Annotated in this window: 12 protein-coding genes; 7 read left to right on the top strand and 5 right to left on the bottom strand. The window is 63.1% G+C overall.

Annotated features, from left to right (window positions below):
- Window positions 1-958: 958 nt before the first annotated feature.
- Together E1809_RS22075 and E1809_RS22070 are read left to right on the top strand one after the other, a co-directional pair.
- The gene (locus E1809_RS22075; protein WP_133206393.1) at window positions 959-1219 is read left to right on the top strand and encodes a ribbon-helix-helix protein, CopG family; all 261 of its coding nucleotides are present in this window, start codon (window positions 959-961) and stop codon (window positions 1217-1219) included.
- Complete coding sequence (locus E1809_RS22070) at window positions 1216-1455, top strand: hypothetical protein (protein ID WP_133206392.1); 240 nt, start codon at window positions 1216-1218, stop codon at window positions 1453-1455. The genes E1809_RS22075 and E1809_RS22070 overlap by 4 nt, the downstream gene beginning before the upstream one ends.
- A gap of 25 nt (window positions 1456-1480) precedes the next feature.
- Here E1809_RS22070 and E1809_RS22065 read toward each other — a convergent pair whose 3' ends face one another.
- The 5 genes from E1809_RS22065 to E1809_RS22045 form a co-directional block, all read right to left on the bottom strand.
- Complete coding sequence (locus tag E1809_RS22065) at window positions 1481-1960, bottom strand: hypothetical protein (protein WP_235835726.1); 480 nt, start codon at window positions 1958-1960, stop codon at window positions 1481-1483.
- Window positions 1957-2091, bottom strand: a complete 135-nt coding sequence (locus tag E1809_RS27805; protein ID WP_268908731.1) for a hypothetical protein — start codon at window positions 2089-2091, stop codon at window positions 1957-1959. Before E1809_RS27805 ends, E1809_RS22065 begins: the two co-directional genes overlap by 4 nt.
- A 200-nt stretch (window positions 2092-2291) precedes the next feature.
- Window positions 2292-2819: a hypothetical protein gene (locus tag E1809_RS22055; protein ID WP_133206391.1), complete on the bottom strand. Its 528-nt coding sequence runs from the start codon at window positions 2817-2819 to the stop codon at window positions 2292-2294.
- Between the two features lie 130 nt (window positions 2820-2949).
- A complete protein-coding gene (locus tag E1809_RS22050) occupies window positions 2950-3276 on the bottom strand; it encodes a hypothetical protein (protein ID WP_133206390.1) in 327 nt (108 codons plus the stop codon).
- Between the two features lie 383 nt (window positions 3277-3659).
- Window positions 3660-4307, bottom strand: a complete 648-nt coding sequence (locus E1809_RS22045) for a TetR/AcrR family transcriptional regulator (protein WP_133206389.1) — start codon at window positions 4305-4307, stop codon at window positions 3660-3662.
- A 136-nt stretch (window positions 4308-4443) separates the two neighbouring features.
- On the opposite strand from E1809_RS22045, the gene E1809_RS22040 reads away from it, so the two are divergent.
- The 5 genes from E1809_RS22040 to E1809_RS22020 all read left to right on the top strand — a co-directional run bounded on the left by E1809_RS22040 (window position 4444) and on the right by E1809_RS22020 (window position 11875).
- The gene (locus E1809_RS22040; protein WP_235835725.1) at window positions 4444-6342 is read left to right on the top strand and encodes a sigma-54-dependent Fis family transcriptional regulator; all 1899 of its coding nucleotides are present in this window, start codon (window positions 4444-4446) and stop codon (window positions 6340-6342) included.
- A gap of 245 nt (window positions 6343-6587) precedes the next feature.
- Window positions 6588-7535: a C-terminal binding protein gene (locus tag E1809_RS22035; RefSeq protein ID WP_133206388.1), complete on the top strand. Its 948-nt coding sequence runs from the start codon at window positions 6588-6590 to the stop codon at window positions 7533-7535.
- A 20-nt stretch (window positions 7536-7555) separates the two neighbouring features.
- Window positions 7556-8848 (top strand): aspartate aminotransferase family protein, encoded by a 1293-nt coding sequence (locus tag E1809_RS22030; RefSeq protein WP_205754298.1) that lies wholly within the window; start codon window positions 7556-7558, stop codon window positions 8846-8848.
- A gap of 2 nt (window positions 8849-8850) precedes the next feature.
- Complete coding sequence (locus E1809_RS22025; protein ID WP_133206387.1) at window positions 8851-9750, top strand: fumarylacetoacetate hydrolase family protein; 900 nt, start codon at window positions 8851-8853, stop codon at window positions 9748-9750.
- Window positions 9751-9784: 34 nt separating this feature from the next.
- Complete coding sequence (locus E1809_RS22020; RefSeq protein ID WP_133206386.1) at window positions 9785-11875, top strand: hydantoinase/oxoprolinase family protein; 2091 nt, start codon at window positions 9785-9787, stop codon at window positions 11873-11875.

The raw sequence follows: 11875 nt of genomic DNA, 5'->3' as shown, positions 1-11875 counted from the left end.
CGTGTTGGGCGGCGTCGGAGATGCTGAACAGGCCGCGCGGCAGGCGGTCCAGCAGATGGCTTTGGTGCTTCATGTTCATATCTTACGACAGATAAGATTAACTGTCGTGGAAAATGACCGTCGACGTGCCTCATCGCCTCGCCAGCTGGAGAAGTCGAAGCCGATTACAACTTGCGGTTGGCCGCAATGGAGGCTCACTTCGGTCATGTGTTCCCGGACGCGTCCCTCCATGAAAGCCAGACGGACCGCTGAGGTCCACTGCAGGCTGGAGGAGGAAGCTTGGTTGGAGGCGGTGTTGGACCGGGCATGACGGGCATGACGGGCATGACGGGCATGGCTCTGCGGTCAGCAATTGCAACCGACTCACCTTTAACTCACCTTAATGAGCGGCAACCGATGACAAATCACCGGCCTGTCATTGCCTGCAAAACCCCTAGAATCCGGGCGAAAACCACGAGTTTCGAAGCGCGCACAGGCGTCCGGGCCTAAAGCGGGGGTCGTCGCTTCGAATCCGACAGGGGGCTCTTAGTTGGGGTTTGACCTGCGGTTTTACTGACGCGCCTGACCGCGGGCGGCGTGGAAATCCCGTGACGATCGCCGGTCCGAAATCCGGTACCAGCTTCAATGCGACCTTGACCTGCGGGTTTGCCGGCCGAGGCTGGTGGCTTTCGAACTTTCGGGTGCCGGACTCACCTTTAACTCACCTTTAACTCACCTTAATCAGTTTTTGGGGCTGAGTGTTGACTTGCGCCCGTGGATCCTTACGAAGCAGCCCGACTGGGTGTTCAAGGGCGAGCATAAGCCGGCTCATGAGGCGATATTTGCCACGACATCCGCGCGAACTAGCCGGTGTCCGTTGCGGTGAACTAGCGAAAATCCTGCCGCCAAGTCCCGGGTCGCCGACCTCACCTTTGAACGCGGCTAGCCGCCCGGACACATTCGTAATACGATTATCTGCATGGAACGTAAGATGCACGGACGCGAGGTCTCAGAAGCCGATATCGACCAATGGGTCGAGGAAGCCGAAGCCGGCTACGACGTCGAAGAACTGAAGTCACGGATGGGGCGCCCCGCCCGGGGCGCGGACGCCTCACAGGTCGTTCCGGTCCGGCTGACCGTCGAGGAGTTGGCAGCCGTGATGGCGCGGGCCGAGCGCGAGCACATGAACCGGTCGGAGGCCTTCCGTGCCGCCCTCGCGGCCTGGGCACACGCTGCGTGATCGTCCGCCGCTCCGCACACAAACACGGGATCAGTTCCGAAGACGGCATCGAGGCGGCGTCGTGGCCACTGGTATCAGTTCCCCTTGATGATGAGGACCCGCGCCGGTTCCTCCGCCTCGGCTTCGACACCCGCGGCCGGCTGCTGGAGCTCGTCGTGCTGGTCTGGGACGATGGAAGCGAAGAGCTCATCCACGCGATGAAATGCCGCTCCCAATACCTCGGGATGCTCGGCTAGCACCAATTCGCCGAACATCGACCGATCACGGCGCTGACTGCGTAGCGGCTATTTGCTTCATGACCCATCGACGACGCGGTAGGGGCCAAGCATTTGCCCGAGGCAATGCGGTGAAGGCGGCCATGCTCTCAGGCCGGCGAAGATCACGCCAGCTGGCCGGTAGCCAGCCTGGGGCCATGTTCCCGTTTCTGGTCCAGTCGTCCTGGACCATCTTGCTGGCTTCCTCCACCGTTACGTCGAATTGCTCGGCGGCGAAGGCAATCGCGTTGCGGAAGTCGTTGGCCACCCGTGCCACCGCGAGGGTCTCGGCATAGGCTGTTCTCCTGTCACCGGCCAGGTACACCGTGGATCCCGGGGTGTCGAAACGGGACCATGAGGACCTGTCGGGGGAGCTGGGGGTTCGCGCCAGCGGGTTCAGCGGGCCGTAGGAGGATTTCGCGATTCTGTAACCGTGGACAGGCCCGTCCACGAAGGCCAGGCCCGTGGCGGAGCAGACCTGGGTCAAGCGGTGAACCTGTCCTCCGTCATGGCTACGGCCGCGCCCATGACGTCTTTGGCGCGCATGTCCCGGATCGCCTCGATCGGGGACACTTCACCCAGCCAGGGGTTGGCGCCGACAAACCAGAGTCGGGCCACGTGCTCGCCTTTCGGCCCGCTGCTCGGGTCCGTCCGTGCGGGTCCAGCGGTAGCTGATCTTCGGGTCCTTGCTGCCGGCCAGGGCGGCGACCAGCTGCTCGTAGCGCCTTTGGTCTTCTGGCAGGGAGAAGTGCATCATAGGTTGTTTTGCCCGCCGTGCTGATCCCGCCGTAAGCGCGAGAGGGCGGCGGCGGGCGAGGCTAGGGCTGTTCCGGCGGGGTGTTTCCCGGAGAATGCGGGGATCTCATGCCGAGGGCGACGAGGATCAGCCAGAGGGCGAAGGCGGCAGCTCCGAGGACTGCGGTGTCTGCGCTGACGGCTGCAATGTCCGACCAGGGCTGGTTGTGTCTCCATGCGAACTCCGTGACGCCCATGAAGCCGCACCAGTAAAGCAGGAACGAAACGGCAAGGAGCGGTAGTGCAGGGGCAGCTTTTCTCAGACCGGAGAGGTCGTTACGCCTGAAGATGTTCTTCCCGTAACCGGGGCCGGGCAGGGAGTTCACCGCAACGACAGCGCCGAGGATGATCGAGGCATGCACCCCGAAAGCCAGGAGACCGAGCGGCCCTTTCGGGGGTGCCATGGCTGCGAGGACCGCGGCAGTGCTGCTGGTCACCGCGTCGACGATGATCACACCAAGAATGGACAGATTGGCCACCGCGCAGAGGCCAGCCGCGGCCCGTCCGATCACCGGCCATGGCCATGCGATGGACTTTGACTCACTCCCCATGACCAAAAGTGTAGGGCTTCACCGAGCTCGCGAAGTGTCCGGGGTCCAGATGTTCCGTCGGATTGTCCAAAGTTCTTTGGACGATTGAATCGTCTAGTTTGGATCAGCTGACGTTGCGGCGGTTGTTGCCTCAATCGGCGGCCGAGGAAGCGGTGATTTTTCGCGCTGGAGATCCGTCTCCGAGCTCGTCGAGCAGCCGGAACATGTCATCGCCGACCTTCGCCAGGAACCCGGAGTTGTCCGTCCGGGAGATCGCCGCCCGGCGATGCTGTCGTGTGATCGATTCCGCGGCACTTAGCATTACGGTTTTGCCGATGCCCCTGGATCCGGTGATGATCGTTACCAGCCCGGGCGCTCCGGAACTGCCGGAGACCGTGCTCGAATTCGTGCACGAGCCCGGCCCGTCCCGCCAGATCCGGGGGAGTGGCGCGCCTGCTGTTGGCTTGATGGCTTGCACGGAACCTCAGAGGTAAAAGTAGGTGAAACTGGTGAAACCGGTGAAACTTCCGCCAGCCTAGGATCCCGCCGGCCTCCAGTTGGCGGGGTTCGTCGGCTCGAATCCGACAGGGGCTCTTAGTTGGGGTTGACCTGCGGGTTTATTGATCTTGGTCAGAGCCATTTGAACTTTTTGGTGCCGGACTCACCCTTAACTCACCTGAATCAGATTTAGAGACCGGTCTTCCTGGCGGTCCAGCTCCCTAGTTGCTGCGTCGAAGGCGCCGGGCACGGCTCTCCTGACAATCTCAAAGACGTCTGTGCGCATAGTGCACACCCTCGTCGTCGGACTCGGTCGTACCTGTGCCGGTTCGGTCAGTAGTCGGACGAAACCTCGCGCTCAAACTAAAATTGGGCCGCGAGAACAACCTGGGAAAGCGTGACGGCGCGACTAGTCAATTCTTCCATTTCGTCGTCATTGCAATCGGGTGATGCCCATCTGGTGGCTCCTTCGAGGAGGGTCATGACGACTTTGACCCGCTCCTCGGCTTGTGTGTAGCCCATGTCAGTGGCGGCCGCCACGTACATATTCTGATGGAGGCTCACCCAGTCATTGACCTGATCGCGCAGGGCTGGCGGGAGGATGTGGGCCATCCTGTCGGTGGCCACTAGCAAGTCCCAGAGGTTGCTTTCCGGGAGCTTCACCTGGCGGGTGAAGTGAAGCCTGACCATCGCATCCCAAAAAGACTCGGCAGAGGTCGCCGGATCCACGGCTTCCAGTAGGGCCATGCCAAAGCGGTGGAAGTGCCAGCGGAGCGATTCGGCCACGATTTCGTCCCTCCCGTTGGGGAAGTGCGAGTAAAGGCTGGGGGGCTTGATATTGACGGCATTTGCGATCGTTCGCATCGAGACGGAGCTGAAGCCGTTCGCTATTGCCAACTCAAGAAAGGCTTCAAGGATGTGCCGCCGCGAGGCCCCTTGGCCTGCCCAGTCCCACTCCTGAAGTTGGTGGGCGAAGGCGTCTCGCGCAGCCTCGTATGACCTACCGCTCATAACTTGACACTAACAAAGAAGTAACCCCCAAAAAACTCTTGGCTAACGACCATTAGTTAGCCTATTCTGGAAGTGGGGTCAATGAAGCGCCCGTATTGAGCGCTTCTCGAAGTTTTAGACACAGGAGGCGGCGGAAGTGGTCGCGGAAGCGGTTCTGGATCAGGCCGTGATGTCCATGGTGCCGGAGGCGATGTCGTCGTCGGGCTCGTATCAGATTCTCCAGAAAGATCTTGAGATGGCTGCTGTCGAAGTATTGTCCCCTTGGCCATCTGCGGCGTTGCAGCAGATTGACCGGGTGCGCGAACTATTCCTGACGCAACCAAATGCGGACCTCAGCGGTATCCGGCCGATCGTGGCCCGTTCCTGGTACCGGAGCCGCGCTGCCGGCGTCGACGCGGTGGCCGATCGTGGCTTCTTTGACGAAGGTCGCATTGATGAATTCACCATGGCTGCAGCCGGTCCGCATCTACAGAAGCTGGACGAGGTGGCTGCTGACTTGGGTGGATATGTCAGCCTGACGTCTCCAAACGGGGTGCTTGTCAAAGCCAATTTCCTCCGCGACGACGGATTCCCTGCCGGATACTCGCTGCTGGAGGAGAGCTGCGGCAGCAACGGAGAAGGCCTGGCCTTGGAGGAGGGGCGCGGTGTGTGGCTGGCCCCCGAGGAGCATTTCCGTGAGGACATGCGGGGCAACTGGTGTTTTGCCTCCCTCGTGCGGGACCCGTTCCATAACCGTGTGCGTGCTGTGATCGGTCTGACGCTCCCGGCCAACCGCGTTCCCGCCCTGGAGCCGTCTTCGACGTTGCTGATGCTCGAGGGCGTCGCTTCGCGGATCGAGCGGGACATCGAGGTACGGACGTCTTCGAAGGAACGCGCCCTGCTCACTGAGTACCTAAGAATTTCCCGGCGAAGGGGCAACCGGGCAGTCATCGCGGTTGACGGGAAGAACTCGCTCCAGAATGCGTCGGCCACGGCCATGCTGGTGGACAGCGATTTTTCGATTGTCTCCGGTTACGCCAAGGCAGTGATGTCCTCGGGCCGCGATATGACGTGTGAGGTCATGCTGCAGGGTCCGGGACTGTCCACCTTGGAAATTTCGCCTGTGACATTGTCGGCCGCGAACGTCGGGGCAATTGTCGTGGTGCGGCCCCATGCCGCTGCCACGGAGCATGCTGAAACTGCGGCAAGTGTCGTCACAAGGCTCGAATCGCCCCCGCAAGGGACCATTGAGCGCTTGATGAAGCATGTGGATGGCACAAGCACGGAATTCAAGCGCACCCTGAACCTGGTCCGGAAAGCTGTGGACCACGACAGGTCCGTGGTGTTGATCGGGGAGTCGGGCAGCGGAAAACTCCGTCTTGCCAGTGCCATCGCATCATTGCGGGGAGGCCAATTGGTGGTTGATGCGCGCAGCGGCGCCCTCCGGGGCCCGCAATTCATGGATGTGCTGCACCAGGTGGCCACAGAACTACCGACGACGTTGATCATCGAACACGCTGACGAACTTTCCCAGCACGAAGCCGGCGAAATTGCCCACAGCCTGCGCGGTAACCCGGCCACCAAGCTGATTTTCACCATTACCCGCCCTACTGACGCCACACTGCAGCTCTCAGAAGCCTTCGACGTCCTTGAGATCTCGGTGGCGCCCTTGCGCAACCGAAGGGAAGACATTCCCCAGCTCGCCAATGCCATCGCGGCGGAATTGGGGGAGCGCAGGCTGTCACGGAGGCTTATCACGACACTTACGCACGCTGACTGGCCAAGGAACATTGACCAGCTCCGGGCCGTCGTGTCCAACGCGGTGGAACGATCAGAAGGCGCCGAAGTCACAGTGGACGATCTGCCGCAGGGATTCCACCGCGTCCTGACGAAGGGCAGGCTTTCCCGGCTGGAGGACGCAGAGCTCAGTGAGCTGCGGACGGCATTGCAGGAGTCGGAGGGAAACCGCAGCCTGGCGGCGGAGACCCTGCAGATCGGGCGCTCCACCCTGTACCGGCGGATGGACTATTTCCGCAGCCGCGGCTTCGATCTCTGATCCGGAGCACCGGAAATAACTGCACGGACTGACAGAGCCGGCCATCGTTTTGGTGGCCGGCTCCTCCGTGTCCGGTACGTGCCCAGAGCGGGTGCTGCCCGTGGGACAGTGTCCCACCGGGTGTCCCGATCTGGCACGGACGGACACCTGGATATCGCGTTGTACTTGAAACACCCGACGCCGGCACCCGTTCCATGGAGTGTTCGGCAGCGAATGAGGGTACGAGACGAACAGGACGACAGACTATGACCCGCGATGCCCAGGGAACCATACTGGTGGCCCCTCACCATTTCCCGAACCTGAACCGCGAGCACGCCCTCGCGGAGGAATTCGGTTACACACTCAACCCCGCGGCAGACACCGATGCCTTCCGTGAAGCACTTCCTGAAGCCGACATTGTGATGATCACCCCCTACGCCAAACTCACGGCCTCGGACTTCCCGGTGATGTCCAAATGCCGCGCGGTCATCAGGTATGGAATCGGCTACGACAACATCGACGTTGCCGCGGCCACGGAAGCCGGCATCCCGGTATCAATCGTTCCGGGAACGGCATCGGAGGAAGTTGCCTCCCACGCCTTTGCCATGGGCCTGGCCCTGGCCCGTCGCCTGCCTGCAGGCAACGCTTCGATCCGTGACCTGGGATGGGCCGGCACCATCGGCTACGACACACCGGTTCTCTCCGAGCTGGAAGTCGGCGTGCTGGGCATGGGACGCATCGGCCAGCACGTTGCCCGGATGTATTCGGCTGTCGGCGCCCGCGTCCGCGCCTACGACCCCTTCGTCACCGAAAGCTTCGTCGAGCTGACCGGGATGGAAGACATCTTGGAAAACTCCGACGTCGTCTCGCTGCACCTGCCGCTGAACCAGGACACCGCCAACCTCATCTCCGGGGACGTCCTGGCACGGATGCGAAAGGGCGCGGTAGTCGTCAACGTCTCCCGCGGCGGCCTCATCGATGAAGCCGCCCTCGCTTCGGCACTAACCTCCGGACACATCGCCGGAGCCGGCATCGACACCTTCGCCCAAGAACCCCTCAGCCCGGAACACCCGCTTCGTTCCGCCCCCAACACCATCCTCACCCCGCACATCGCCTGGCGCTCCAACCGGTCCACCGGCGCGCTCCAGGACGGCGCCGTCGAACGGGTCCGGCTCGCATTGACCGGGCAGCCACTGATCGACCTTGTGAACTGAATAGACTGGAGAACTCGAAATTGGGAACAACCAACCATCTGGAAAACGTCGCGGACATTAACCCCGCGGAAGATCCCCACCTGCGCCGCGGGCCGCGCGGCTTCCCGCTGCTTCCTGGCGGCTACGGGCGCTCAACGTATTACACCGGGGCTCCGAGCCCCTACGCCATCAAGGGCGAAGGTTACCGTGTCTGGGATGACCGCGGCCGCGAACTGATCGACGCCAACAACAACTTCACGTCCCTGATCCACGGTAACGCCCACCCGGAAATCGCGGAGGCCGCAACCAAGGCCCTCACCACCGGAGCCAGCTGGGGCATCCCGAACCTCTACGAGTGGGAACTCGCTGATCTCCTGCTGTCCCGCCTGCCAGACCTTGACCAGGTCCGTTTCACGAATTCCGGCACCGAAGCCGTCATGTCCGCGATCCGCATCGCCCGGGCAAGCACGGGTCGCGAACGCGTCATCGTCACCAGGGGCGGCTACCATGGCACGTCCGAAGTGGCCCTCGTCCCTGGCGGCCCCTCCTACCAGCGCGGCGTGACCCAAGGTGTGATCGACGACGTCACTGCGGTACCGCTGAACGACGTCGAGGTCTTGCGGCAGGCGGTGGAAGCCGCCCCCAACCAATACGCCGCCATCATCCTCGACCTGCTGCCCAACCGCGCCGGCCTGCTCACGATCTCCGACGACTTCGTCAGGACCGCGCGGGAACTCGCGACCCGGTACGGCATTGTCCTGATCATCGACGAGGTGATCAGCCTGCGCCTCGGATTCAACGGGTTCAGTGGGGAATACGGCGTTTCGGCCGACCTGCTGACCACCGGCAAACTCATCGGCGGCGGATTCCCCGTTGGCGCCGTCTGCGGCAAGGCCGAACTCATGGCCGAAGTGGACCCGACCCGTCCGGGCAGCCTGCCTCATGGCGGCACTTTCTCCGGCAACCCGGTCAGTATGGCCGCCGGGGCGGTTTCGTTGCGCTTGTACACGCAGGAGGAAGTCAAGCGGCTCAACCACTTGGGCGATTCCGCGCGGGACATCGTGAACGCCAGGATCGCAGATGCGGGCTGGGAGATCCGCGGCCGTGGATCGCTGCTGCGCGCCGTTCCTGCCGGAGCCGGGAAAGTGGACGAGCAGACCCAACACCAACTGTGGTGGGCCTCCTACGAACGGGGACTTCTCGGTTCCCCCGCCAACCTGCTGTCCCTGTCTACACCGATGGACGAGAAAGTCGTCGGCGACATCGCTGACCGCCTCGCGGATGCCGTGTTGGAAGTCGCCAAACACGTTCCGGCTACGGAAGGCGGCAAATAAGCATGAAGATCGTTTCCTACCAACACGAATCCGGAGTTCGCGGCGGAGTCCTGGTTGACGATGCTGTCTACGATCTGGAGCTGCTCCTGCAGGGTTGCCGCCATGCTGTTCAGGGCGCCACAACCTCCGTTCGAGAGTTCCTGGAGCTGTACGGTGACCGGCTTGGCGATATTTCGGCCGAGATCGGGACTCTGGTCAGCCAGGACCCTGTCGCCCGTGTGGGTTCACGGGACGGCGTGCGCCTCACCACACCGGTGTCGGATCCCTCAAAGGTGCTTTGCATCGGACTGAACTACAAGGACCACGTAGCCGAAACCGGACGGGCTTTCCCTGAGTACCCCGACGTCTTTGCGAAGTTCGCCTCCACCATGGTTGGCCCTGACGACGAGATCGGGGGCGCCAAGGTCAGTGGAAACCTTGATTTCGAGGGTGAGCTGGCAGTGGTTATCGGACGTCGGGCCAGCGAGGTGACCGAGGAAGAAGCGCTGGACTACGTGGCAGCGCTCGCACCGCTGAACGACGTCACGGCGCGGGACCTCCAATACCGCGGCACCCAGTGGCTGGCCGGCAAAGCCGTCGACGGCTCAACCCCCTGGGGCCCTGCATTGGTCACCCTGGATGAGGTGGGTGATCCGCAAACACTGGGACTGGCCACCCGCGTGAACGGCATCGAAGTCCAGCGTTCCAACACCCGCTATCAGATCTTCCCCATCGCCCGGATCGTCTCCTACCTCTCAAGTTTCCTCACGCTCGAGCCGGGCGACGTCATTGCCACAGGTACCCCACAGGGCATCGGCGCCAAGCGGAATCCGCCTGTCTGGCTTGAGCCTGGAGACACCGTGGAGATCGAGATCGAAAAGGTCGGGGTGCTCCGCAACCGCGTCGGCAAACCCCAGCTCTAATTCCCTGTTAGCCCTACGAAAGTAATGAAGACCTATGAGTGAAGTACAAACACAACCAGGTGAGGCCAGGTACCGCATCGCCGTCGACACCGGCGGTACGTTCACCGACGTCGTGGTCGGTTCCAACAGCGGCGACATGGCGGTGGGCAAGGCACTGACCACCTACGACCGCGTATTCACCGGCTTCGAAGCCTCGGTCCGCCGTGCGGCCGAGTCCGTCGGTTGGAGCGGCGACGAGGTACTGCGCAACGCCGATGTCATTGTCTACGGCACCACGCACGCCACCAACGCAGTCCTCACCGGCAAGGTCGCCAAAACCGCGCTGCTGACCACGGACGGCTTCGCCGACACCTTGCTGCTGCGCGAAGGCGGGCGCAGGGACGCCTTCGACTCCAAGGCCGCCTACCCGCCGCCCTACATACCCCGGCATCTGACCTTCGAGATCACCGAACGCATCTCTGCCGAAGGCGACGTCCTGATACCGCTGGACGAAGAACAGGTCCGGGAAGTCCTCGGCTCCTTCAAGGAACAGGGGATCGAGGCCGTTGCAGTCTCTTTCCTCTGGTCGATCATCAACGACGCCCACGAGAAGCGGGTTGCCGAACTCATCAAGGAAATCCTTCCCGGAGTTCCCTACACGCTCTCCAAGGAAGCCAACCCCACTATCCGCGAATACCGCCGCTCCTCTGCAGCCTCAATCGACGCTTCCCTGAAGCCGCTGATGGCAGATCACCTGGGCAAGCTCCGCTCTGACCTTCAGGCGTATGGCTTCGCCGGCGACCTCCTGGTGGTCACCTCCGAAGGTGCCGTTCTCGATGTCGTGGACGTCCTGGACCGCCCTGTGCTGCTGCTGAACTCCGGGCCGTCCATGGCGCCGCTGGTTGGCGCGGCGGCCGCCCCGGATCGCGACACGGTTGTTGTATGCGATATGGGCGGGACTACCTTTGACGTGTCGCTCGTTGAAGAAGGCGTTGTCCGCCACACCCGCGAAGCATGGCTCGGCGAGCCATTCGTGGGGCACCTCACCGGATTGTCCTCCGTGGCGGTGTCCAGCATTGGCGCCGGCGGCGGCAGCATTGCCTGGATCGACGGCGGAGGCCTGCTCCGCGTCGGTCCGCAGAGTGCGCGCAGCACCCCCGGGCCGGCAGCCTACGGCCGCGGCGGCGAAGAGCCCACCGTCACCGATGCCTGCGTGGCACTCGGGTATCTCGACACGGAGGGCTTCGAAGGCGGATTCACCCTGGATCGCAAGGCCGCAGTGCAGGCCATCGACACCCGCATCGCCGGGCCCCTGAAGATGGACACCCTGCAGGCAGCACAAGCCATCCTGGACGTCTCCGCCAACCACATGGCCACGGCCATCCGACAAGCGGCACTCGAGCAGGGCGTCGACCCTCGCGGTGCGCTCATTGTTGCCGGCGGCGGCGCAGGCGCGATGGTCGCCGCGGCGATCGGTGTCCTCCTTGAAGCCGACACCATCCTCATCCCGGCCACCGCGGGTGTCCTGGCCGCCTACGGCGCCCATCGTGCACCCATCGCCACCGAGTTCCTCTCGCCGCTGCACAACGACACCCGCAGTTTCGACGCCGGTTCGGCCTCCCGCGCTGTCGAGGAGCTCGCCGCCAAGGCAGAGCTCTTCGTGAAGCGTTTCGATGGCGTGGGGGATGAACCCAACGTCACCTACTTCGTCGACGCCCGCTACCCGGGCCAGGCCTGGGACCTCAAGGTTTACCTGGGTGCCGCGCCCGACACCTCCGGCGATGCCGCCGGAATCATTGAACGGGCTTTCCACGAAGAACACGACCGCCGGAACGGCACCCACGACCCGGACAGCCGGGTAGAGATCATCACCTGGGGCGTCCGGGTGGAAATCCCGCGGCCCGAGCACGCCAAGTCCGAAAGCGAACCCACCCGCACCAGCGAGGTCCACCGAACCGACGACATCGTCTTCGGCGGCGAGAGCTTCAGCACCCAGCGGTACCGCGGAGTCACGCTCGCTCCGCGTGACAAGGTCCTTGGACCGGCCGTCATTGACCAGCCCACCACCACCATCGTCGTGCCGCCGGAGTGGAACGCCACGCTCGACGAACGATCCAACATCTACCTCACGCGTAAGGAGGCATAA

It is taken from the genome of Arthrobacter terricola, from assembly GCF_004354015.1.
Classification (GTDB): domain Bacteria; phylum Actinomycetota; class Actinomycetes; order Actinomycetales; family Micrococcaceae; genus Arthrobacter; species Arthrobacter terricola.
This window is presented reverse-complemented; position numbering and strand designations above follow the sequence as displayed.

Coding starts and splice junctions, on each gene's coding strand:
- E1809_RS22075 (WP_133206393.1), top strand. CDS start 959: ATGGAACGTAAGATGCACGGACGCGAGGTCTCAGAAGCCGATATCGAC.
- E1809_RS22055 (WP_133206391.1), bottom strand. CDS start 2,819: ATGGGGAGTGAGTCAAAGTCCATCGCATGGCCATGGCCGGTGATCGGA.
- E1809_RS22045 (WP_133206389.1), bottom strand. CDS start 4,307: ATGAGCGGTAGGTCATACGAGGCTGCGCGAGACGCCTTCGCCCACCAA.
- E1809_RS22035 (WP_133206388.1), top strand. CDS start 6,588: ATGACCCGCGATGCCCAGGGAACCATACTGGTGGCCCCTCACCATTTC.
- E1809_RS22025 (WP_133206387.1), top strand. CDS start 8,851: ATGAAGATCGTTTCCTACCAACACGAATCCGGAGTTCGCGGCGGAGTC.
- E1809_RS22020 (WP_133206386.1), top strand. CDS start 9,785: ATGAGTGAAGTACAAACACAACCAGGTGAGGCCAGGTACCGCATCGCC.